Origin of the sequence: Bradyrhizobium manausense (assembly GCF_001440035.1) — a bacterium.
Taxonomy (GTDB): domain Bacteria; phylum Pseudomonadota; class Alphaproteobacteria; order Rhizobiales; family Xanthobacteraceae; genus Bradyrhizobium; species Bradyrhizobium manausense.
This window is the reverse complement of record NZ_LJYG01000077.1, coordinates 1-23,424: the sequence shown is the minus strand read 5'-3', so window position 1 is coordinate 23,424 and position 23,424 is coordinate 1. Positions and strand designations below refer to the sequence as shown.

At 60.0% G+C, this 23,424-nt stretch carries 15 protein-coding genes and 10 pseudogenes; 17 read left to right on the top strand and 8 right to left on the bottom strand.

Annotated elements, in window-relative coordinates:
* The 9 genes and pseudogenes from AOQ71_RS48040 to AOQ71_RS17665 all read left to right on the top strand — a co-directional run.
* Positions 1–508 (top strand): annotated as a pseudogene (locus tag AOQ71_RS48040) (integrase); the annotation flags it as partial.
* Positions 509–722: 214 nt separating this feature from the next.
* Positions 723–1,232 (top strand): tyrosine-type recombinase/integrase, encoded by a 510-nt coding sequence (locus AOQ71_RS48035; protein WP_245316621.1) that lies wholly within the window; start codon positions 723–725, stop codon positions 1,230–1,232.
* On the top strand, positions 1,229–2,155 hold the full coding sequence (locus tag AOQ71_RS17690) for a tyrosine-type recombinase/integrase (RefSeq protein ID WP_057748516.1): 927 nt from the start codon (positions 1,229–1,231) through the stop codon (positions 2,153–2,155). Before AOQ71_RS48035 ends, AOQ71_RS17690 begins: the two co-directional genes overlap by 4 nt.
* Positions 2,152–2,478 (top strand): site-specific integrase, encoded by a 327-nt coding sequence (locus AOQ71_RS50310; protein WP_430648632.1) that lies wholly within the window; start codon positions 2,152–2,154, stop codon positions 2,476–2,478. The genes AOQ71_RS17690 and AOQ71_RS50310 overlap by 4 nt, the downstream gene beginning before the upstream one ends.
* 8 nt (positions 2,479–2,486) lie before the next feature.
* Positions 2,487–2,996 carry a tyrosine-type recombinase/integrase gene (locus tag AOQ71_RS50305; RefSeq protein ID WP_430648631.1) on the top strand — a complete coding sequence of 170 codons (510 nt, stop codon included), beginning with the start codon at positions 2,487–2,489 and terminating at the stop codon, positions 2,994–2,996.
* A 22-nt stretch (positions 2,997–3,018) separates the two neighbouring features.
* Positions 3,019–3,417 carry an IS66-like element accessory protein TnpA gene (gene tnpA / locus AOQ71_RS17680; RefSeq protein ID WP_057748513.1) on the top strand — a complete coding sequence of 133 codons (399 nt, stop codon included), beginning with the start codon at positions 3,019–3,021 and terminating at the stop codon, positions 3,415–3,417.
* Entirely contained in the window at positions 3,414–3,761 is a 348-nt protein-coding gene (gene tnpB / locus AOQ71_RS17675) for an IS66 family insertion sequence element accessory protein TnpB (protein WP_057748510.1), read from the top strand. The genes tnpA and tnpB overlap by 4 nt, the downstream gene beginning before the upstream one ends.
* Positions 3,762–3,806: 45 nt before the next feature.
* Positions 3,807–5,471, top strand: coding sequence for an IS66 family transposase (gene tnpC / locus AOQ71_RS17670; RefSeq protein ID WP_057748507.1), 1,665 nt, complete (start codon positions 3,807–3,809; stop codon positions 5,469–5,471).
* Positions 5,472–5,549: 78 nt separating this feature from the next.
* Positions 5,550–5,774, top strand: a pseudogene (locus AOQ71_RS17665) (tyrosine-type recombinase/integrase); the annotation flags it as partial.
* Positions 5,775–6,052: 278 nt separating this feature from the next.
* Here the strand turns inward: AOQ71_RS17665 and AOQ71_RS17660 are convergent.
* Both AOQ71_RS17660 and AOQ71_RS17655 read right to left on the bottom strand, forming a co-directional pair.
* Complete coding sequence (locus AOQ71_RS17660; RefSeq protein ID WP_057748502.1) at positions 6,053–7,030, bottom strand: M14 family metallopeptidase; 978 nt, start codon at positions 7,028–7,030, stop codon at positions 6,053–6,055.
* A 476-nt stretch (positions 7,031–7,506) separates the two neighbouring features.
* Positions 7,507–8,472 (bottom strand): hypothetical protein, encoded by a 966-nt coding sequence (locus AOQ71_RS17655; RefSeq protein WP_057748498.1) that lies wholly within the window; start codon positions 8,470–8,472, stop codon positions 7,507–7,509.
* Positions 8,473–8,736: 264 nt separating this feature from the next.
* On the opposite strand from AOQ71_RS17655, the gene AOQ71_RS50300 reads away from it, so the two are divergent.
* Positions 8,737–8,994: a hypothetical protein gene (locus AOQ71_RS50300; protein WP_157083557.1), complete on the top strand. Its 258-nt coding sequence runs from the start codon at positions 8,737–8,739 to the stop codon at positions 8,992–8,994.
* 907 nt (positions 8,995–9,901) lie between these two features.
* Here the strand turns inward: AOQ71_RS50300 and AOQ71_RS49735 are convergent.
* A complete protein-coding gene (locus tag AOQ71_RS49735) occupies positions 9,902–10,036 on the bottom strand; it encodes a hypothetical protein (protein WP_283809602.1) in 135 nt (44 codons plus the stop codon).
* A 382-nt stretch (positions 10,037–10,418) separates the two neighbouring features.
* Here AOQ71_RS49735 and AOQ71_RS50295 point away from each other — a divergent pair.
* Positions 10,419–11,580: pseudogene (locus tag AOQ71_RS50295) on the top strand (IS110 family RNA-guided transposase).
* Between the two features lie 535 nt (positions 11,581–12,115).
* Here the strand turns inward: AOQ71_RS50295 and AOQ71_RS17635 are convergent.
* Together AOQ71_RS17635 and AOQ71_RS17630 are read right to left on the bottom strand one after the other, a co-directional pair.
* Positions 12,116–13,360: pseudogene (locus AOQ71_RS17635) on the bottom strand (IS5 family transposase); the annotation flags it as partial.
* A gap of 258 nt (positions 13,361–13,618) precedes the next feature.
* Positions 13,619–14,653, bottom strand: coding sequence for an ATP-grasp domain-containing protein (locus AOQ71_RS17630; protein ID WP_057748489.1), 1,035 nt, complete (start codon positions 14,651–14,653; stop codon positions 13,619–13,621).
* 427 nt (positions 14,654–15,080) lie between these two features.
* Here AOQ71_RS17630 and AOQ71_RS43400 point away from each other — a divergent pair.
* The 5 genes and pseudogenes from AOQ71_RS43400 to AOQ71_RS45970 all read left to right on the top strand — a co-directional run.
* Positions 15,081–15,269, top strand: a pseudogene (locus AOQ71_RS43400) (transposase); the annotation flags it as partial.
* Between the two features lie 5 nt (positions 15,270–15,274).
* On the top strand, positions 15,275–16,450 hold the full coding sequence (locus tag AOQ71_RS17625) for an IS30 family transposase (RefSeq protein WP_057748486.1): 1,176 nt from the start codon (positions 15,275–15,277) through the stop codon (positions 16,448–16,450).
* 37 nt (positions 16,451–16,487) lie between these two features.
* A pseudogene (locus AOQ71_RS17620) lies at positions 16,488–16,790 on the top strand (integrase core domain-containing protein); the annotation flags it as partial.
* A gap of 477 nt (positions 16,791–17,267) precedes the next feature.
* Positions 17,268–18,557 carry a diaminobutyrate--2-oxoglutarate transaminase gene (ectB, locus tag AOQ71_RS17615; protein WP_057748519.1) on the top strand — a complete coding sequence of 430 codons (1,290 nt, stop codon included), beginning with the start codon at positions 17,268–17,270 and terminating at the stop codon, positions 18,555–18,557.
* Between the two features lie 462 nt (positions 18,558–19,019).
* A pseudogene (locus tag AOQ71_RS45970) lies at positions 19,020–19,294 on the top strand (transposase); the annotation flags it as partial.
* Here AOQ71_RS45970 and tnpC (AOQ71_RS17610) read toward each other — a convergent pair.
* Both tnpC (AOQ71_RS17610) and AOQ71_RS17605 read right to left on the bottom strand, forming a co-directional pair.
* Positions 19,258–19,976: pseudogene (gene tnpC / locus AOQ71_RS17610) on the bottom strand (IS66 family transposase). The pseudogenes AOQ71_RS45970 and tnpC (AOQ71_RS17610) sit on opposite strands and share 37 nt — an antisense overlap.
* A 117-nt stretch (positions 19,977–20,093) precedes the next feature.
* Positions 20,094–20,961 (bottom strand): annotated as a pseudogene (locus tag AOQ71_RS17605) (IS3 family transposase); the annotation flags it as partial.
* 228 nt (positions 20,962–21,189) lie between these two features.
* Between AOQ71_RS17605 and AOQ71_RS50290 the strand changes: the two are divergent.
* Positions 21,190–21,963, top strand: a pseudogene (locus tag AOQ71_RS50290) (IS110 family RNA-guided transposase); the annotation flags it as partial.
* 898 nt (positions 21,964–22,861) lie between these two features.
* Here the strand turns inward: AOQ71_RS50290 and AOQ71_RS17595 are convergent.
* A partial coding sequence (locus AOQ71_RS17595; RefSeq protein WP_157083551.1) for a transposase occupies positions 22,862–23,424 on the bottom strand: 563 nt, incomplete at its 5' end.

Below are 23,424 nucleotides of genomic sequence, written 5' to 3'. Positions count from 1 at the left end.
TGAAGAGTACTTGGGCAGAAGCCGGCTGTACCGGCGTCTCAGAAGCGGGCCGCACGGACGGCTCGTCGAGTGCTACGCCGTTCGTCTCGTCGAAGAGAGGCTCGTTCGGCACGGCGCGTGGCGTTGCCTCAACGTAGTTGGCGGGCTCCTGAGTTGGATCGCAGGCCGTCGCTACAAGCTGGTCGATCTCGATGAGCAGGTCGTTGAGCGGTACCTCCGACATCGAGGCGGGAGGCAGTCTATCCAACCCGGTGACCGAGCTGCGCTCAAGCGATGGCTGTCGGTGCTGCGCGAGGAAGGCGCGATCGCGCCGTTGGTGCTACCGCCTCTCACCCCGCACGAACGGATCTTCAAGGAGTTCGATGCCTACCTGCGATCGGAGCGCGGCTTGGCCCCGAGGTCCATCGTCCGCCATCTCCCAGTCATCCGCAGGTTCCTGCACGAGGTGTGCTCCGGCGGCGCCAGCGCCCTGTGCAAGATCAGCCAAGGACGTGATCCGCTACGTTGAGCGCCATGCCCAGGATTGGAGCCCGGGAACAGGCAAGGCGATGTGCTGGTCGTTGCGTGCCTTTCTCCGTTACCTCCACCATCGGGGGCTGAACGCGCGCCCGTTGGCGGATTGCGTTCCATCGATGCGCCGATGGAAGCTCGCAACTCTACCGACCTTTCTGCCTGCCGCTCAGGTGCGGAAGGCTCTCGACAGTTGCGACCGAGAGACGGTGATGGGACGGCGCGACTACGCCATTCTGTTGTTGCTGGCCAAGCTCGGTCTGCGGGCCGACGAGGTCGCGACGCTCACGCTCGATGATATCGACTGGCGCGCCAGCGAGATACTCGTTCGCGCCAAGGGCCGACAGCGTGCACGGATGTCGATACCGCCAGACGTTGGCGCGGCCATCGTTGCATATCTGCGCAGTGGCCGCCCAAAGTCGTCGTGCCGACGGTTGTTCGTCCGCACACTCGCGCCGCACATCGGGTTTGCTTCCGGATGTGCGATCACCATGATCGCCAAGGCCGCCCTCGATCGCGTTGGAATCGACGGTTGCGCGCACCGCGGCGCCCATATCTTCCGACACAGTCTCGCTACCGAGCTTCTCCGATCTGGCGCGACCTTGTCGGAGATCGGACAGCTGCTGCGGCACGAGAATCACGACACCACCCGGATTTACGCGAAGGTCGACATCGACGCGCTGAGAACATTGAGCCTGCCCTGGCTGGGAGGCGTGCAATGACCAATCTGCGCGCCGTACTCGATAAGTACCTGAGCATGCGCAAGGGGTTGGGGTACAAGTACGCGCACCAGACCCGTCGGCTCGCCGACTTCGTTGCCTTTATGGAGAAGCGCAAAGCCAGGATCATCACGACGAGGCTGGCAATGGAATGGGCAACGCTGCCGCCCGATCGTCATGCATCCTGGGCGCTGCGATTGAGCGACGTGCGAGGGTTCGCGCGCCATGTCGCCAACTTCGATCCTAGAACGGAGGTACCGCCCGTCGGCATGCTGCCCGGATGGAAGCGCGCCAAGCCCTATGTCTACAGCGACGCGGAGATCGATGCGTTGCTGGCGGCAGCGCTGGCTTTGCCGCCAGCGGGCGGGCTGCGCCGATGGACCTACCATACCCTGTTCGGGCTGATCGCGGTGACGGGCATGCGTATATCCGAGGCGATGGGCCTGGGGCGTGATGACGTCGACCTCGACGCCGGCGTGCTGACGGTACGGCTGACCAAGTTCGGCAAGTCGCGGCTCGTTCCATTGCATCCGACGACGAGAACCGCGTTGCGCGACTACGCCCACCGGCGCGACGCGATGCCCGGATCACGCTGCGGCTCGACTTACTTCGTTGCCGAACAGGGAGGCCGCTTGCTGCACCAGTACGTTCATCGCGTCTTCTGGCGATTGTCCAGAGAGATCGGGCTGCGGCGCCCAGGTGATCGTACCGGGCCACGCGTGCATGACTTCCGTCATCGCTTCGCCATCCGGACGCTGCTCGACTGGTATCGCGAAGGCAAGAACGTCGAGCAACGAGTTCCAGTGCTCTCCACTTACCTCGGCCACGCCTGCGTGCGTGATACCTACTGGTATCTCTCGGCTTGCCCCGAGTTGATGGAAGAAGCGGCGCGGCGTCTCGATCGGCGATGGGAGGTGACGCCATGAAGCCCGCCTGCAATGTCGCCACGTTGATCGAGCGCTTCTTCACCGAGCGCCTCATGCGCCAGCGCAATGTTAGCGGCAACACGATCGCCTCCTACAGGGACACGTTCCGGCTGCTGTTCATGTTCGCACAGGTGCGGCTGCGGAAGTCCCCATCCGCCCTGACGCTCGCCGATCTGGATGCAACGTTTATCGGTGCGTTCCTCACCGATCTCGAGGTAACGCGCGGCGCCAGCGCGAAGACGCGTAACCTGCGTCTGACCGCCATCCGATCATTCTTCAGGTTCGTGTCCTTCGAGGAACCGGCACACAGTGCGTTGCGCTGATCCAGCGCGTGCTCGCCATACCGAGCAAACGCCATGACAAGCGACAGGTGCACTTCCTGACGCGCCCCGAGATCGAGGCGGTTCTCGCAGCGCCCGATCGAACGACGTGGCTTGGCCGCCGTGATCACACCTTGCTGCTAGTCGCGGCCCAGACGGGCTTACGCCTCTCAGAGCTGACTGGCCTTGACCGGGATGCTGTCCACCTCGGGTCTGACGCACACGTACGATGCGTCGGTAAAGGGCGGAAGGAGCGGACCACTCCGCTGACCACACTCGCTCGGTGTGCGCTCCAGGCATGGCTCAAGGAACCGTTACGGAAAGGAGCAACAGCGTTGTTCCCCAACGTGCACGGGAGTCGGCTCAGTGCCGACAGCGTCCAGTCGCTGCTGGGAAAGCATGTTCGTGTCGCTCACAAGAGTTGCCCGTCTTTGAAGGCCAAGAGCGTGTCACCGCACGTGCTGAGTATCCCTCCGCTAAGGGCCGTCTTGTTTGAGGGACGTAAGAGCTGCAGGTCCTAGGGGTAATCCTAGGAGAAGCGCTATGACGATTTCGAGGGCGGAGGTGATCACATCGGTCGAGCGGCGGCGCCGGTGGTCGCAGGATGAGAAAGAACGGCTTGTTGCAGCATCGCTCGAGCCCGGCGCAAATGTTTCCGAGGTGGCTCGCATGGCCGGGCTTCATGTGAGCCAGCTGTTCAGGTGGCGCAAGGAGCTTTGCAAGCACGGAGAAGCGAGCATAGCGCCGTTCGTTCCGGTCGAGATTGGGCCGTCTGCGCCACCCCGGGAGGTGGCCGAAGCGCCATTGACGACGACGGCGCGTCGACGCAAGAGCCAAGGCATAATCGAGATTGATCTTGGTAGCGGGCACCGGATCCGGGTCGATGGCGACGTTGATGGAGACGCGCTACGTCGAGTTATCGATGCTTTGGTACGCCGATGATCCCGGTTCCGACGGGCACGCGAGTGTGGCTCGCGACAGGCTACACAGACATGCGCCGAGGCTTTCCGTCGTTAGCGCTCCAAGTGCAGGAGGTGCTACACAAAGACCCGCTCAGCGGTCATTTGTTTGTCTTCCGCGGCCGCCGCAGCGATCTTGTGAAGGTGATCTGGCACGATGGCCAGGGAGCATGCCTTTTTACCAAAAGACTCGAGCGAGGAAGGTTCATCTGGCCATCGGTTGGCGGTGAAACGGTGACGATCTCGCCGGCTCAGTTGAGCTATCTGTTGTCCGGGATCGATTGGCGCACCCCGCAAGAAACTCAGCGTCCGACGCGGGTCGGATAACCGTTTTGGGTTTGAACTTGCCGCTTGATCTGATTCAATGGCTTCATGACATCGAAGCCGGACGACCTTCCATCGGACCTTGCGAGCGCCTACATGGCGCTGCTGGCCGAGCGTGAAGCGTTGCAGGTTGAGCGCGATGTCGCCGTCGCGGATGCCGCCAATGCGCGTGCGGAGCTGTCGGACAACGAAGCACTGATCGCACATCTCGAGCTGCGGATCGAGAAGCTCAAACGCGAACTGTACGGGCCGCGGTCCGAGCGTACGGCGCGCCTGATCGAGCAATTGGAATTGGAGCTCGAAGAACTCATCACCACGGCGAGTGAGGATGAGTTCGCCGCGCGTGCCGCTGCGGCAAAGGTACAGAAAGTTGGGGCCTTCACACGCAGGCGGCCGGTACGCAAGCCCTGGCCGGACGACATCGAACATGAGCGTGTCGTCATCGAGGCTCCGACGACCTGCGCCTGTTGCGGCGGATCGCGACTGGCGAAGGTCGGCGAGGATGTGACCAAGACGCTGGAGGAGATCCCGCGCCGGTTCAAGGTCATCGAGACGGTGCGGGAGAAGTTCACTTGCCGCGATTGCGAGAAAATCAGCCAGCCGCCCGCGCCGTTCCATACCACGCCGCGTGGCTTCATCGGCCCACAATTGTTGGCGACGATCCTGTTCGACAAGTTTGGCATGCATATCCCGCTCAACCGTCAGAGCGTGCGCTTTAAGGCCGAGAGGATTGATTTGCCGCTGTCGACGCTGGCCGACCAGGTTGGCCACGGGACCTTCGCCGTCATGCCGCTCTTCCACTTGATCGAACGCCATGTGCTCGCTGCCGAGCGCCTTCATGGCGATGACACCACCATCCGTATCCTGGCAAAGGGCAAGTGCACGACTGGGCGGATCTGGACGTATGTGCGGGATGACCCGCCGTTCGCCGGGCCTGCGCCGCAGGCCGCGGTTTACTATGCTTCGGGCGACCGCCGCGGCGCACACCCCCAGAAGCATCTGGCTGGCTTCGCCGGCATCTTGCAGGCGGACTGTTACAGCGGCTTCGAACCCCTGTTCGACCCGCAGAGGAAGGTGCTGCCGATCACGCCGGCATTCTGCTTCGCCCATGCGCGGCGGGGCTTCTTCGAGCTGGCCGACATCGAGAAGAATGCCAGGGAGGGCCGCCAGGGCAAACCGGTCTCCCCGATCGCGCTGGAGGCAGTCAGGCGTCTGGATGCGCTGTTCGAGATCGAGCGCGCCATCAACGGCAGCAGCATCGACAAGCGCCGTGCTGTGCGCCAGGTGCAGAGTAAGCCGATTCTCGACGACATGCACGCCTGGTTGTTGTGTGAGCGCGAAACCCTCTCGCGCTCCTCCGAGGTTCTGAAGCCCATGAACTACATGCTCAGGCGCTGGGACGACTTCGCCCGCTTCCTCGACGATGGCCGGATCTGCCTGACCAACAATTGTGCTGAGCGCGCATTGAGAGGCATCGCCTTGGGAAGGCGCAACTGGACCTTCGCCGGCAGCCAGCGTGGTGCCGACCGTGCCGCAATCATGCTGACGATGATCACGACCTGTCGTCTCAACGACGTCGATCCCAAGGCCTGGCTCGCCGACGTCCTCGCCCGCATCGCCGATCTTCCCGCTTCGCGCCTGCACGAACTGCTGCCCTGGGAATGGAAGCTTCTGCGCCAAACCCGCAAGCCCGACGATCAGCAAGCCGCCTGACCTTCACCAAACGCTATCTTACAGATCGCCACGCCCGCGCGCTTGCGTCAATTAGGCGGCCTTCGTCGTATGCGTACCGTGCTGAGGCACAGCGCTGCGATGGAACTGCTGCAAGCCGGCGTCGACTGCTTCGTGATCGCGCTGTGGCTCGGTCATGAATCGGTCGAGACGACGCAGACATACCTGCACGCCCACCTCGCCCTCAAGGAAGCTGCCCTGGCGAGGCTTAAGCCATACGAGCGCGGCAAGCGAACCCGCTTCCAGCCCAACGACCGCCTGCTCGCCTTCCTAGAGGCGCTCTGAACGACCAGACTATGCCGAATGGAATGGGGCAACCGTGCACGCGATCGACAGTGCCAGCGTGACAACGGCGTGCCATACCAAACCCGTTCGGCATAGTTCGGCGGGCGGCATAAACGGCACTATGCCGCGCTCGGCATAGGCACGTCATTATCAACGTCGCCAGGTGCGATCGGCATCGCTTCGGATTCTCGAACACCCTCCGTGCCCTCTGCCAAACACCTGCTACTCACCTGCGCGCTGCTTCGATTACGCGAACACAAATGCGGCGGGCACCACGATCATTTGCCGTTAGAGCACACTCGGCGCTTGTGCACGCCCGCCGGATCGGCCTCCGCAAGATAGAACCACTCTGTGCCTGGCTCGGCGTTTGCGTTAGGAAATACGATAAACCCGTCGGCAGGCGACAGAACAGCCGTGCCGTCCGAGCGGTACGCGATCGCGTCGCCGAGGCAAAGGCGGTCAAAGCTGTTCCACTCATACGCGAACCGATCCTTTTTACTGTTTCTATCAATTACCTCGTACAATCGCAACAACTCGATCTCCTGTTTAGGCTGTGGTGTTTCCGAAGCTATTAGCCTCAGGTGGACGAGCGCATTACGGATTGCCTTGTACGCGAGTTCTGGAGCAAGAGGATCTGCGTGTTGACCGCATTCTAGCGTCACGGCATAGCCGCCGACTGACCGCATATAATCGGTAGTTCCCTTGCAGTATTGAATTGAGCTGCCGCGCCTGTGAGCCCGCTGCATATTGGTGGCTAGCCATCCATATAGCGCCCGGCTGGCTCCAAGATGTGCAGCCAACGCCTCCTCATGGCATGCGAACGCGAAGGGCTGTGGATCGCGTGCGCTGCTATCCGCACCGAGAAGCACCATTGGGCTAGCTTGCGAACTGAACGAGTGTATATCGATCAAGACGCTATGTTCAGCAAGCAGCAGACACAACTCATTCGCTATGAAGTCTTCATTATCGCTTGGAGTGGATGTCGGCGCGAAGTTGCGATTCAGGTCGCGGTCGCCGTTGCGAGTGCCGCGTTCATATGCGAGACGATTGGCGATTGGCACAAGCGTGAGCTGGCCGGCAATGATTTCCAACTCTCCGCATGCGAGTTCTTGCAGGATCCGCTCGATGGCTATTGAGCCGCAGGGTTCGTTTCCATGCACCGCACCGAGAACAATTAGCCGGGCACCCGGGAGCGGACCTCTGAACTTATGCGCGTCAACGAACGTACGAAGTGTAACTGATCGATCAGCCGTCATAGATAGCTCCCGCCAAAGCTGACAGAGCCAGGCTCGTCGCGGGCCGGCTCTATCGAGCATTCTCTAGGCTTTGCTGCCGCACAGGACATTGTACCTATCGCAAATAGCTGTAGGATGCTTGTCCTTAAGACCGCAACTACGAGCCGCAGGACACGGAACCGCACATGAAGGGCGGACGGATTAGCGCGTACCCGGTCGAGCTGTCGGTCAGACATGATCAATATGCTATCGCTTGACAGAGCACGACTGCGCGCTCCCCCAAAACGCCTAAGAAAACTTGCGGCGGCGTCTCGTCGGATTGCGGGACTTGGCTGTAGCGTGGTGTTGCTTTGACTAGGGCGCAATCGTCCGCGTTGCCTTTTCTGCTGACGGCTCACATCATCTCCGTGTTCGCCACTGATGTGTCTCGTCCCATCAGGCTGCTAAATGATACCTCTCCAACGAGGCCCCAAGAGGCTTATATTCCGGCTCCTGCTTCAGCGTGGCAGAGTTGTTCCAATTCCGAGAGCACGCGCCTGTCGGAGCGCTAGATCAGCAAGAGCCAAATCGGCGACTGCAAAGCCCCGGAATGCGAATAATGTCCTCTTGCGCAAATGGGATTCCGAGGAGCCACTCGTGAGATGGCGCAGGTCTTCATTAAATACGATGTGCTTGAGGGGACGACCGGCTGCGTCAACCGGCGACAACGATTGCTCTAAACTGTCTGTGACAAGCCTGTCAAAACTAGTTAACGTGTCCGATCGCCAGCTCCTGCCTCCATCGATTGCTGAAACGAAGGACGAAGACTTGAGCAGTCGCGCGTCCAGAAAAGACTCTAGATCTGACGCACCCGGAATCATAGATATCACAATATCGCTCTTTCTCACCAGCATATCCGGATCAGCGGTTATAATCGGCTCGCGGTGTTTTTCGGCCGCAGCCGCAGCAACTGCTTCGGCAGACCGAGAGCTCCGGCTAAAGAGATAGACCTTGCGAAGTGATGGAAGCAAGTCGACGAACGCGTCGAGGTGACTGAGGGCCTGTAGTCCGCAGCCAACCAAACCAATACTTTCGGGCAGCTCTGGTGCGAGATAACTTGCTGCAGCTGCGGATGTCGCCGCGGTTCTAATCAAAGTGATGTAGTTTCCGTCGAGGACAGCAAAGGGGCTCCCGGTCTTGTAGTCACTCACGCAGATCAACCCGTTCACTCTAGTTCTTCCCATACTCTCTTTGTCTGACGCAATCGCCACCCATTTGGTTGCAGCAATGCCGTAGGCCTGGGATACTGAGATCATCGAACTGAACCAAGAGGAAGGGGTGTCAATGCTTATCTTTGGCAATGCAACGGCTTTTCCTACGGCATAATCACGAAACGCCGCCACGATGGCATCACGCGCCTGCCGAGATGATATCCTCGAGTTTTTGATGTCCTCGCCGGACAGGTAGAGCAGCTCTGCATTCATAACTTACCTTTCTGCACCAGTGGCAACGCGCGCGTGACGCGCCAGCACCACTTTGCTCTCATCCACTCGCGCCCACATCGTTCAAGCAAGCACCGTGCCATCATCGCATTGATCTCTGCACCATCGACGAGCTCCCAAAATCAGGCTCATTCATTACAATGACGTATACTGGCCGACATCGCAGGGACCGAAGTGGACCCCGAAAATCGGACCGGTTGACTAATTGGATTTTGGGCCGTTCCGTCGCAACTGATGGAGCGAAAAATGACGCAGAGGACGAGACGGAGGATTGACGCGGCGAAGGCGAAGATCGCGCTGGAGGCACGGTGGTCGGCGATGCGCAAGATGTGGATCGACGCGCTCGTGCCGAAGCCCCGCACCAGCAAGCCGCGCCGGGGCACAAGATCTTCCGCAATCTGCTGGGGCCTGGCGATCGAGCGCCCCAACCAGGTCTGGTGCGCCGACATCACCTACATCCGATCGGCTGCGGCTTCCTTTATCTCTTGGCGATCATGGACTTGACGAGCCGGGCGGTGCTGGCGTGGCGGCTATCGAACCCGATGGAGGTGTCCTTCTCTCGAGAAGCTGCAGGAAGCCTTTGCCCTCTTCGGGTGGCCGGAGATCTTCAACACCGACCAAGGTAGCCAATTCACCAGCGCAGCCTTCACCGGCGCGCCGATGGCAGCCGACGTGCGCATCTCGATGGACGACCGCGGCCGCTGGAACCTGTTCATCGAGCGGCTGTGGCGCTCGCTCAAGCATCTATCTCAAAGGTTACGCCGACGGCCGCGAGGACCATGCCGGCATGCCGCCTGGATCGCCTTCCACAACCGCGCATCAGAGCACCCATTTGTCTATGTTGTTGAAGAGAAGAGACTTTGCTGATTGGGATGCGATCCTGCGGGGTATCTTGCGTTCTGCCGCGCTCGTTCGGTGATGGATGTGGCGGCATCCGTGGTCAAGGCCGCGCGCGAAGATCCATGGCCCATCCGGCAGAGGGTGGGCGGCTTCGATCTGACCGGCTACTGCGGCCAAGCGCAGCATCTTGGATGCGACCTTGGAAGCCTGGCGGCGTCGAAGAGATTGAGCCATGGCTCGACGCTATCCTCGGCCCGCCAGAAGACGGGTATCCGATGATTAAGATCGTGTGGTTGTGACTCGCTCGCGGGTCCAACGGTTGCTGTTGCCCGTCTTGAGGTCGTTGCGGTTGAGCAGGCCGCAATCAAGTCGTCGCTGGCGATCAGCACCAGTTGCCGAATGGCCGCGATGACGTCGTCGGAGGTGCATTTACGCTGCCTACGTCGAAGCTTCGGCAGCCGCATCTCGCTGTGAACCCCGCCCGCCCAATGCACGACGAGAACGATCTCGGATGCTTCGTCATCGATATCGGCAACGACCTCATGGATCAGGGTACGGAGGATGCGCTTCTTCAGCCGCGCATCGTGTCGCCGTTCGACTGCTTCACCGGGAGGTCGAGACCGTGCTCATGGAACCACAGCAGCGCCTGTCGCGCGGTCCCGAGTTCCTCGACCTTGTCGAAGACGAGCGTAATGGCGTCCTGCACACGCCGGTCCGGATCCTTCTCGTAGCGTGCCGAGAGCGAGCGTTGTCGTAAAAGGTCCAGCTCATACTCGTTGAGGCTTCCCTGCGATCTTTCCTCGAAAGGCGGACTTCTCTTGCTTCGGGTATCATCCCGACCTTGAATCACGACTCACATTCCAAGAAACGTGGGTACTAGCTCGCAGACGTCCTGGACCGCATCGGCAGTAGTCGTCCGTTAACAAGCGGGGTTGAGGACGATTGGGTTTGCGAAGGGGCGCCAAGGACGATCAGGATAAAGGCGCAAGAGCTTCCTGAGCCCAGGCGAGGATACGGCGGAAGATACTATGGGGTGACCGGCAGAGCCGTGAGAGTATTGAGGCCGGTCATGAGCAATGGAGCACCCCATGCAAAAGCCAAACGACCTCAGCCGATCTTCCACGGTCCTGGAACAGAGTACTACGTTGATCGCGGTCATTGAGATGAGCCTCTCAAGCTGGCTCGTCGCTGGAATCGTCCCCGGATTGGATCGTCATCCGTTGAAGAAGGTTGGCGCCGACGAAGACGCGCTGCTCCGGTTGCTACACCGCTGGCGCGAGGAGGCGCCGCAAACGCTGGGCATGCGATCACACGCATAGCGGTCGCCTTTGAGGCCGGTCGCGATGGTTTTTGGCTGGCGCGGTGGCTGCGGGCTCGTAGCCTCGAGGCCTTCGTTATCCACTCGACAAGCGTCGCCGTCCCCCGCGAGCACCGGCGGGCCAAAACCGATCGTCTCGACACCGAGCATTTGAAGCGCGCACTTCTCGGTTGGCTGCGCGGCGAGCCGAACCATTGCCAAATGGCGGCAATCCCAAGTCTCGATGAAGAAGACGCCCGACGTCCGAACCGCGAGCGTGAGAACCTTGTCAGCCAACAGACCAGCATTGTCAATCGAATGAAGGCATGTCTCGTTCGCCTGGGTATTCGCAACTTCAAGCCGACGCTGCGCTATGCGTCGAAGCGGCTCGAGACGCTGCGCACGCCGGAAGGGGGGCCTCTGCCGCCCAACACTGTCGCCGAGATGCGCCGGGACATGGCCCGCCGTTCGCCTCGTCAGGGAGCAAATCAGGGAGATCGAGGCGGCTCGATTACAGCGTTTGCAGGTTCACGAGAGCGGCGCACGCGATGGTCAAATTGCTGGCGCGGATCATTGGCGTTGGAATCGAAACAGCGGACATGCTCGTGCATGAGATCCTCTCCCGGCAATGGAGAGATCGCAGAGCGGTCGCGCGTTACGCTGGCCTCACGGGCGCTCCCGATGAGAGCGGCAAGCGAAGACGGGAGAAGGGCCTTGCGCGCGCTGGCAATGCCCGGGTACGGCGTGGGATGATCCAACTGGCCTGGCGCTTTCTCCTTTTCCAGAAAGATAGCGCATTGGCCCAATGGTTCCGTACTCGCCCGGCCGACGCGCGCGGCGTTATGCGCAAGACGATGATCGTGGCGCTGGCGCGTAAATTGCTCATTGCGTTCTGGCGCCTGACGACGAGCGGCGAACTACCTGTAGGGATCAAGTTACGCCCCGCAGAATGAACGCGGGACGGAACACCTCAATTGGGGCTTGGCGAGCAATCGCTAAACCCTGATACTCCGAGGTGGCGGTGACCCGCGCCACAACTTGGTCCATATGACCTCGCGGAAGAATGGGCCCGCTGCCCGAGCTTCGCTTGAGATGCGCATTGCTGCATCATGGTCGAAGATTGCGTTCGACCGCATACAAGTACGCGGCGCGATGGCCGCCGGATGTTGCAAGCTCTCCCTCGGAATGTCTCTCAGTCGCACTGCAATGGAGGTCGTAATCCGTTATGACCATCCGGGCTTGAAGAAGGTGATCGTCGAGGTCCGTGCCTTCCCGCCTGTCATGCTCAGGCCCACCAAGAGGATGGGCCACCCCTCTCCGCCGCCGTCGCTCGCCAGCGCTGCGCGTGGGGCAAGCGAGCGACGGCGGCTCCGAGGGGATGGCTTCGCAGGCCTCCACGATCAATTTGCCGAACTTGCTGCACACAACGCACCCGCGGCGCAAGGAGAAGAATTGCTAAGAGCTCTTGACAGGAGACACCCCATACAAGTTGTGGCCCACGGCCGAGAGGATGACGTTGGCGGCATCTCGTGCGCGGCCCTTGAGGTAGCAGCGTCCGAGGTGACGTTCGGTCTTCAGGTGTCCGATGATGGGCTCGATGGCGGAGCGGCGGCGCAGCCCGCGCTTGATGACACCGAGGACGCCGCGTTTCTGGCCGGAGATGAAGACGCGACGGGGATTTTGTGTGTCGTGGCTGCGGTATCCCTTGTCGACATAGGCCCGCTCGATCGAACAGCCGGTGAGCGTCTCGGTGCGGTCAAGGACGTCCCGCAAGGTGTGACCATCGTACGGGTTATCGGGCATCGCCTTGGCGTGCAGCACGAACAGGCCACCGGGAGCCCGGCGGTTGTTGGTGACGATGGAGGCCCTCACGCCGAACTCGTAAGGTGCGCTGGCCTTGCCCTTGCCGATGCATTCGACCTCCGGAGCATGGAAGGAATACAGCTTCCAGCCGCGCTGGCGCTGCTGCTGCGAGCGGATCTGGGTGGCTCGGCTCAGCGGGAGGGCGAACGCCTCCTCCAGTGCAGGCTGGCCCCCGATCTTGCGGCGGATGTCGCGGATGATCCGGCCCAGCCGGCTGCGCAAGATACGCAACTGCCGCTGATGCCGCCTGAACTGTTTGGCATGGGCGTAGCGGCCCGCCATCATCGCGGCGGCCTTGGCCACGCGAGAATAGGATTGCCGCAGCCTGACGCCGTGTCTTCTCGCCAGGCGGTTGAGGCCATTGATGGCCGCATGCAGCAGCTTGGCGTCGGTCGGAAAGGTGATGGCCTTCGGCTGCACCGTGGTGTCGACCGTGACCCGCTGGAGGTCTTGGCCACGTAACGCGCCGGCCTCGTGTGCCACCCGCAGGCTCTCGGCCAGCAAAAGCTCCAGCTTGTCGCCGAGCCGCTTGCGCCCGTGGCTCAGGTCCGAACGCTCGTGCGGGAAGACGTGCTGGAAGAACTCTTCGCCGGTGAAGAACTGAAAATACGGGTCATGGACCCAGCGTTCGCAGACCCCCTCATCGGACAACCCGTAAATGTGCTTGAGCAACAGCAGCCCGATCACGAAGCGGGTCTCGATCCCGGGCCGGCCGTTCTCGCTGTAGAGCGGCGCGATCTCGCCGTCGATCCAGTCCCAATCGACCTTGCCAGCGAGCAGAACCAGCTCGTGCTTCATGTTGATGATCTGGTCCAGCCGTGCCCGGAACAGATCGTTCGATCCCGTCGTCTTATGCTTCTTCGGCCGCATCGTCCCCTTCCGATGCAACACAGAATCATGGTCCGCAGCGAAGGGAAATCCATAAAACGAAATTGCAGGGTTTGGGCTTCTCAAGCTCCCAATCCCTGCAATCTCAAATGCCTCCGCATCCGAAAAACAGACTCCCGCTCAATCGCTTAGAGGCTTGTTCACGGACGACTAACTCTGGCAGAAGCTCCACTTATCGACGCGGAATTGCTGTTCAGACAACCGGGGCCAGCTCACATGGGTGGCAACCTAGCATAGCTCCTACTGGTTCTGAAAGTGGGACATCATGAGCTTTGCTACCTGATCCGATTGATCCAGCCCCGAGGCCAATTTTGCATCGTATAGCCCTCCCGGATTCGTAAGATTAAGGTCTATTATGTAAGGGTAAGCCATATCAAGCCCCACGAAATTGATGCCATAGTCCATCAGCTTCCGACCGACTAACTCGGCGAGTTCAACCTCGTTGGAATGCAACTCGACTGGAATTGGCTTTCCTCCTTGCGCGATATTTGATCTGTGATCATCCAGCGACGCTTTCCGGCCGTGCCAGGCAACTGCCCGCCCGCAGGCAACGATGACCCTCTTTTCGCCCTGCGCCACTTCGGAGATGAAGTGCTCAAGAATAGCGTATTGAGCCTTAAAACCATCCGGGCCGTACTGGAACTGGTGCTGCTTCACAAGAGAATCGCGTTCGGTGAGACGACCGAATCTACTCTGCGCGTCAGCGTTTCCAGTGAGGCATTGTAAGATCGCTCGAACATTTGGTCCGTTGGGAGGCAGCAAGAAGACGTTTTGTCCGCAATAGGCGTTTGGCGGCTTCGCAACCCAGCAGCGATCGGGGCTCTGCCGATAGCGTTCCCAAAGTAGAGAGAACTCATTCGATGCATATGCAAATGCTCTATGCTCTTTCGGCACGACGAGACCCAATGCATGTTTTGTTTCTAGAAATAACGTACCTTCAATGCTGTTAACGAAGGGAGTATGTTGCGAGGCCAGCCACAGCATTTGCCATACATCATGGGAGATGCTAGAGGGCACCCCGCCGTTGAACAAGACGAGCTGGCATTCGTCGATGAAATAGATGCCTCTTGTCCCCTGCGCTGCGGAGCCAAGCTGGTGTGGCTCTCCGCTTGGCGCCACCAAGACTCCGCGTGTAAAATAACGATGGTCTTCTGACCCGATAGCCGTGATTTCGCCGAAAATCACTTCCCAGCCGAAACGACAGAATGCGTTACCGATGGGTACATCATTTTCACCTAAGCAATCTGGACGGCCTGTGAGTATGAGCAGTCTCATCGCAATTCTCCTATCTCGACTAGCAACAGACATTGAGATAGCGGCACAACCGGAGCGTCGAAGGTATTTGAGGCAACCATTGCCATCGCTTGAGTAGGCAAACATCGCCCCAAAATACCAATCAATGCTAGCGTGACGATCTTGCCGCCGAGTGGGCTTTCCCCATTGCCTCTCTGAAGAGCAATCCTCATGCCAGCGTTGATTGTATCTGAACTGGCTGTTCCTTTCCTAAAGAGGTATTCTCAAGAACACCGCTGGCTTGAACCTGACAATTCGTGCGCCATTGTCATAAAGCACACGGAGCCGAAACCCTGTGTTAGTAGACGTGCTGAAAACGTCGCTTTAGTGACTCTGCGGGAGACTGGAAACTGGGGTTTTGAACCGCCCCGGGTTTGCCGGAGGCTTCAACTCCTGGGAGGATGGAGCCATGACAAGCAAGACGACGAACAAGTTTTCGCCTGAGGTCCGGGACCGTGCGGTTCGGATGGTTCTGGATCACGCCGGCGAGCACCCTTCGCGCTGGGCGGCAGTGACATCGATTGCGGCCAAGATCGGCTGCACACCGCAGACACTTCATGACTGGGTCAAGAAGGCCGAGATCGACAGCGGGCAGCGGGCCGCATGCCACCAGCGATGTTCAGATCTTCGGCCAGGCCGCTCTCTGGGCGGTACCTCTCATTGGTAGAGCGCGAGGAGATCTCGCTCCTCAAGGTGCAGGGCCATTCCATACAGGAGATTGGGCGCCGCCTCGGGCGAGCTGCCTCGACAATCTCCCGTGAACTGCGACGCAATGCGGCCACCCGCAGCGGCGGGTTGGAGTACCGGGCGACGACTGCCCAGTGGCATGCAGATCGATCGGCCCGTCGTCCGAAGCTGACCAAGCTTGCGCTCAACACCACCTTGCGCACTTATGTGGAAGAGCGACTTGCCGGTGTCGTCGTGGCTCCGAGCGGCGCTCCCGTTCCTGGTCCCGCCGCTCCGTGGAAGGGCCGCCGGCATGGGCCGCGCAAGGATCGGCGATGGGCCAAAGCCTGGAGCCCTGAGCAGATTGCCCGACGCTTGCCGATCGACTTCCCGGACGACAAGACGATGCGCATCAGCCACGAAGCTATCTATCAAGCCCTCTTTGTTCAGGGCCGTGGGGCGCTACGCCGTGAGCTGACGGCCTGCTTGCGAACAGGGCGTGTGTTACGGATGCCCAGAGCGCGCGTACGCAGGCGAGGCAAGGGCTTTGTCTCGCCGGAGATCATGATCCGTGAGCGCCCCGCCGAAGCGGCCGATCGAGCAGTGCCGGGACATTGGGAGGGAGATCTTATCCTCGGTCTTGGCAGCTCGGCAATCGGCACGCTGGTCGAGCGCACGACGCGCTTCACAATGCTCTTGCACCTTCCACGGTTGGCGGGGCATGGCGAAGCTCCGCGCGCGAAGAACGGGCCCGCCCTCGCGGGACATGGGGCCGAAGCCGTGCGCGACGCGATCACGCGCACCATCATTACTTTGCCCGAAGAGCTGCGCCGCTCGCTAACCTGGGATCAGGGAGCCGAAATGGCTCAGCACGATCGTCTCAAGATCGATGCGGGTATCCAGGTCTACTTCTGCGACCCGCAAAGCCCTTGGCAGCGTGGCACTAACGAAAACACCAACGGTTTGTTGCGGCAGTACTTCCCGAAAGGCACAGACCTGAGCATCCACAGCGCCGACGAGATATCCGCTGTGGCAGCAGCCCTCAATGCTCGACCGAGAAAAACACTGGGTTGGAAAACGCCCGCGGAGGCGCTTGACGACTTGCTATCATGAGTGAAAATAACTGGTGTTGCGACGACCGCTTGAATCCGCCCAATACGTCTCGATCAAATACACCGAGCGCCTGGCTGAAGCTGGCGTGGAGCCCTCTGTCGGCAGCGTCGGAGATTCCTATGACAACGCGCTCGCCGAAACCATCAATGGTCTCTACAAGGCCGAGGTGATCCATCGGCGTGGGCCGTGGCGAAGCTTCGAGGCCGTCGAGTTCGCGACCCTGGAATGGGTCGATTGGTTCAACAACCGAAGGCTCCTGGAGCCCATCGGCAACATTCCGCCGGCCGAAGCCGGGCAACGCTATTACGCCATGCTGGAACAACCCGCCATGGCGGCATAACTTAAACCAAATGGCCTCCGGCAAACCCGGGGCGGTTCATTTCCCCCGTTAGACCGGACACTCGGCTGGTTTGAGTGATGCAAAGCACTCCCGGGGTGAACGGTGGCCCGGAGCGAAAGCGAGTGGCTGCGCCAGATCATCAAGGGCTGCAGCGTCGTCGCTTTAGCCGGAAGGCCGAGACGATTCCCGAGGAGCAGATACTGCTCGGTCTCGAAGACGTCCAAAAGGTTGCGGCCTGTACTCAAAGCTGTACGCGTAAACAGCGAATCACCACGTATTGTTACAGGAGCGGTGTGCCGTCACGTGAGTGCGAGGCCACCAGCGTTGGTAGCTTCGTGAATGCAGGCTCTCAGGCTAAATGAGGGCCTACTATTCTTCGGCAGATAAATGAGGGCCTACTATTCTTCGGCAGAAACGCCGCGCCCTTTCTGAGCCGTTGCCTGATCTTTGATGCACTCACTCGCTGGGAAAGCCATCATGAACACCGCCGCTGCGACCCTTCAAGACCTAAAAACATTGGAAGCTCTAGAATCCAACGTTCGATCATACTCTCGCGTGTTTCCCGCAATCTTCAGCAAAGCCCGCGGATCGATCATTTTGACGAATGACGGGCAAAAAATCATTGACTTCTTCTCTGGCGCGGGGGCGCTGAACTATGGACACAACGATCATGCGATAAGAGCCGCCATCACTGACTATCTCGGATCGGATGCCGTCGTCCATGCACTCGATATGGCGACTCCTGCGAAGATCAACTTTATGGAGACTTTCAACTCAACTATCCTGCAAGCCCGCGGCTTGAGATACCGCCTTCAGTTCACCGGCCCAACGGGAGCAAATGCTGTTGAAGCGGCGCTAAAGCTTTCGCGCAAAGGTACGGGACGTCACAACGTTATTTCTTTCACTCGCGGATATCATGGGCTGAGTTTAGGAGCCGTTGCAGCAACCGGCAACCGCTTCTATCGCAAACCCGCAGGCGCTGCTCTATCCGGCGTGACTTTCATGCCATACGATGGCTACCTAGGGCCAACCGTGAATACCGCTGAGCACCTCAGGACTGCATTGATGGACCAGAGCAGTGGAGTAGATCTCCCAGCTGCCATTCTGCTAGAAACTGTGCAGGGAGAAGGTGGAATTAATGTCGCGTCCGAGCAATGGCTGAGATCGGTGCAGACGATCGCGAAAGATGTTGGCGCTTTCTTCATAATCGATGACATTCAGATGGGCTGTGGTCGCACGGGCGACTTTTTTAGCTTCGAGATTGCAGGCTTATCGCCCGATGTAGTCGTGCTGTCGAAATCATTAAGTGGCTATGGTCTCCCCCTCTCAATGCTGTTGATAAAGGACGAACTCGATGGATGGGCACCGGGAGAGCACGCGGGAACGTTTCGCGGAAATAACCTCGCTCTTGTCGCTGGAACCGCGGCAATCGACATCTACTGGCGCGATGAATTCTTCGCACAACAGGTCAAGTGCACAGGGGATTTTTTACATCACCAACTTCTAGCCATTGCAGCTAGATATGGAAATCGTTTCGCTGTTCGGGGGCGCGGCATGGTGTTTGGTTTTGATTGCCTTGCGGCGCAAACAGCGGACACGATCACACGTAAGGCATTCGAAAAAGGATTAATGATCGAACGATGCGGACCGGATAATCAGGTTGTAAAATTCTTGCCCGCACTCACGATCGACCGCGAGACTTTGAATGAAGGTCTGGCAATCTTCGATAAGGCTGTGGCTGAAACCATGTGCCGCAGCCGGTCTTGACTTCGCAGCATCATTCCGAAGCGAATGAGAATACGGCTGGATCGACGGTCAATGTCTGAGCTCGGAGTCACGTCTCTAACGTCATGACCTCCTTAATCTCCAGCTGTACAACTCCTTTATCAGTGCGAGCCGGATCGGATGGTTCGTGCTTGTGGAGAACACCCCGAAAATACGCTTAGCCAAAGACCAGACCACCAGCCATCGTCAACGTCAACGGCAAAGACTCGGCTGGCCCGCCACGCCCGAATGCGGCAGGACGCCGCAAACTGTGTACGACCGCTGGCAATTTCATGCTCCTTGCGGTGATCGCTTCTGCCTTCTCCCTTTGATTGCTACGTCGTTTATCTCGTGGCGGCACATTCCTGGCTGGTCCCCTCTTGTCCAAAAGGACTCCAGGAGATCACATTGAAAACTCGAAATAGCACCGATGCGCGAAGCGCAACTCACTTCAGACACTCCCATCACGCGAGCCTGCCGGTGGCGTATCGCCTTTATCTACCAAGGAGTGGGCGACCGACCGTCCGCGTCGGCGCAAAGCCGGTGTGCCCAAGGAGATTACCTTCAAACCCAAGCCGGCCATCGCGCTTGAGCAATTGCGCTGGGCCTGTGCAGGGGGCTTGCCGCGTGGCGTAGTGCTGATGGACGCCGGCTATGGTGCTGATACCGATCTGCGTACGAGCATCACAGATCTCGGCTTGAACTATGTGGCCGGCATCCAGCCACAAACATCCGTATGGCGCCGGCCGCGCTGGGAGCCGGCGAAGGTCCAGTTACGTCTGCCCAATACGATGCCACGCAACGCTCTTTTGGCCACGTTGTTGCTGAGGCAGATCCTGCCGTCGTCAAGGAAGCGGGCGAAGTCGTCCCAGCGCCTGAGCATGTAATTCATGGGCTTCAGGACCTCGGAGGAGCGCGAGGGGGTTTCGCGCTCACGCCGCAACCAGGCGTGCATGTCGTCGAGGAGTGGCGCACGGCACGCCGCTCGTCCGCACTGCGGCCGTTGATCTCAAACAGCGCGTCGAGGCGCCTGACCGCCTCCAACGCGATCGGGAAGATCGGTTTGCCTTTCTGGCCTTCCCGGAGGGTTTTCTCGATGTCAGCCAGTTCGAAGAAGCCCCGCTGCGCATGGGCTAAGCAAAATGCCGGCGTGATCGGCAACACCTTCTTCTGCGGGTCGAACAGCGGCTCGAAGCCATTGTAGCAGTCGGCTTGCAGGATGCCGGTGAAGGCGGCCAGATGTTTCTGCGGATGCTGGCCGCGTCGGTCGCTCGAGGCGTAATAAACCGCCGCCGGCGGCGCAGGTCCGGCGAAGGGGCGGTCATCGCGGAGATAGGTCCAGATGCGCCCGGTCACGCACTTACCTTTTGCCAGGATGCGGATGGTGGTGTTGTCGCCATGCAGGCGCCCGGCCGCGAGCACATGACGCTCGATCAGGTGAAGAGCGGCATGACAGCGAAGGTCCCGTGGCCGACCTTAGAGCTGGCCCCGGTTGTCTGAACAGCAATTCCGCGTCGATAAATGGAGCTTCTGCCAGAGTTAGGCTGCCGCGCGGAACGGCAGCGGGCTGAAGTAAGCTTGATCCGGGGTGCCGCCGTCAAGGCTCGAATGGGACGCCGGCCATTGTAGAAGGCGAGGTATCGGCCGATCGAGGCGCGGGCGTCGGACACGGTGTCGTAGGCGCGCAGATAGACCTCTTCGTATTTGACACTGCGCCACAGCCGCTCGACGAACACGTTGTCGCGCCAGGCGCCCCGGCCGTCCATGCTGATGGCGATGCCATGCCTGGCGAGCACGCCGGTGAACGCGCCGCCCGTGAACTGCGAGCCTTGGTCGGTGCTGAAGATGTCCGGCTTGCCATGGCGAGCGAGAGCGTCCTCCAGAGTCTCGACGCAGAATGCGGCTTCCATCGTGATCGAGACGCGCCACGACAGCACCCGGCGGGTGAACCAGTCGAGCACCACCGCGAGATAGATGAAGCCGCGCCATCGGGATGTAGGTGATGTCCATCGCCCAGACCTGGTTCGGGCGTGTGATCTCCGCGCAGCAGATACGGATAGATCTTGTGCCCGGGTTCGGGCTTGGTGGTACGCGGCCGGCGGTAGAGCGCCTCTATCCCCATCCGCCGCATCAGCGTTTTGACATGCCGGCGGCCGATCTTGCACCCCTCGGCAGCTAGCAGGTCTCGCAACATTCGCGAACCGGCGAAAGGAAACTCCAAATGCAGCCGGTCAAGCCGTTGCATGATCGCGAGGTCGGCGGGCGACACCGGACGTGGTAGATAATAGACACTGCCACGGCTGATCTTCAAAACTTCCGCCTGTTTCGTGATCGGCAGGTCGTGCTCACGGTCGATCATCGCTTTGCGCTCAGCAGGCCGGCTTTGCTGAGCACGCCTTTCTAAAAAACTGAGCGGGGCGCTGCGCGCCCCCTGTGGGATAGAAACGGGCAACCGCTAGACTGCGGCCGGAAGGGAGCGGCCGATACGATTTTGGTGGCACGTGACCCCGTCAAAAAACCTGGTCCATGGGCTGTTGCGCACTTGAGAGTGGTGACGCCATCTCGGCGGTCCCGTTTAGGAATTTGAATGAATTGCGCAGCCCAGCCCTTCCGCCGGAGTCAGGAGGAGCTACAAATGAATCTCAAAAGATCGAAGTCGAAGGACGGCGGTAAGATGCCGATGGTGCACCCGAACGCGGCTGCCATCGACGTTGGCGCCACCATGCATATGGCGGCCGTTAGGGCAGATCGCGCTCCGGAGCCAGTCCACAGTTTCGGTAGCTTCACGGCCGATCTGCATCGGCTGGTCGACTGGTTTACGGAATGCGGCGTCGAGACCGTCGTCATGGAATCGACCAGCGTCCACTGGATTCCGATTTTCGAGCTTCTCGATGCCCGGGGATTTACCGTGTTTCTTGTCAACGCGCGCGACGGCAAGCACGTGCCGGGGGCGTAAGACCGATGTCAGCGATGCGCAATGGCTGCAGCGGCTCCATTCATTCGGGTTGCTGCGGGCCAGCTTTCAGCCCAAAGGGCAGATTGCCGAACTGCGAGCCTACGTGCGTTAGCGCGAGCGTCTGCTGGAGTACGCGGCCTCACACATCCAGCATATGCAGAAGGCCTTCGGAGATGAATCTTCAGCTCAGCCACGTCGTCGCCGACATCACCGGCGCGACCGGCCTGCGTATCATACGCGCGATCCTTGCCGGCGAGCGCGATCCCTAGGCGCTGGCGTGCTTGCGCCACTACAGTTGCCACTCCAGTGCCGAGACGATTGCGAAGGCGCTCACCGGGAGCTACCGCGCCGAGCATCTGTTTGCGCTCGAGCAGGCACTTGCGCTCTACGACACCTACCACCAGAAGGCATCTGCCTGCGACGCCCGGATCGAAGCCGCGTTGAAGGAACTGAGCAACCATCGCGGTCGTGGTCATGGACCAGCACCGCCGACCTCGCTGCGTCGGAATCGAACCGATCAGGCGAACGCTCTAGCTTTCAGCCAGCTGGGCCAGCGTCATCTCGCCCTAGATCGCCGCTAACGCCACCTTGGCCTTAAATGCCGGTGCGTGCTACCGGCGGGCTCGCTTGCTCATCGTCTCTCCTGATTCGCGGGACAATCTTGCCCGCCGTCAGGCAGAAACTCCACTTATCGCCCTGTCCAGATTTCCGGAGCCAGCTCTCCCCCCAAGCCATATGCCTCACCCGACTTAATCCGCGAGCGATCAGGCGACAACGTTGGATATGTCTCGCTGTTGGAGTGGCATCGCGACGTACTGGGAAAATCGAATTCAAACGAAAGCTTGATGCTCTTTCCCATCGCGGCCTCGTCGCATTTGCAAAAGTGGACGTGAGATCTCTAACGGATTGACTGCGCGTTCCAATCTTGCCACGCGGCTTCTTCATAGCGAAGAAGCGCACAATGATCTCTATAGGCTAATACGGCAGATCGCGGCTCGCGGGGACTACCTAATCTGATGGGCGCTTGCCAGAGCCGTCCCTCGTTTTCCTCAGTTTAAGCGCGCGAGGCGCTCACAAAGATCAGGGCGAGTCGGTATCGGCTTTTCGAGTGTCGGCCTGGCCAAGCTCTCCACGGTCAACACACCGTTCTGAACAATGCTGCCCGGCTCAGAGCGCACAAATAAGCAGTTCTTGTGTGCGGAACTACGATTAGCCCGTTCTCCATAGATGACCAGCTCCAGAATGAAGCCGAAGAGGGGAGCAGGGCCGCGGCGGGGCGCTAGCTTGATGTGGCCAGACCACCTAGGAGCCTGTCCCGTTAGCTCCGGGATTTGATCCTAATGATAGCCGCTCATGCGGCCCTCGCTAGCTTGACGAGGTTGTGTGCGGTGCAGATCAGGGCCCATTCGGCCTTCACTTCGTCGAGGCCGCGTAGCAGGAATTGGCTGAACCCTCTTGCCTGTTTGATCTGTCCGAATACGGATTCGACGATCTGCTTACGCAAGCGGTAGCGACTTCGGTACCCGGCGCGCTTGAGCTTGGTGCTCATCCTGGCGATCAGCGATCCTGCTCTTGAAGCCTTTTTCGCGGTGGCGGACGTGGTGCCGTGCTTCTGCGTCCCGGTGGCGATGTAGCCCTCGATGCGCCGCCGCTTCATCGTGCGAAGATTGGGGGCGGAGCAGTAGCCGGCATCGGCCGACACTTCGTCGGGATTGGTCCCCAAATTGGCCTTGATCCCGTCGAGCAACGGCGCCAGTTGCGCCTGATCGCTGCAGGAACTGGTCAGCGTCTGCGCCACGATGATCTGATGGGCACCATCGACCGCGGCCTGGGCGTTGTAGCCCTGGATGTAACCGTCCTTGGTCTTCAGGATGCGGCTCTCCGGGTCGGTGAAATTGCGTTGCGCCGTGCCGT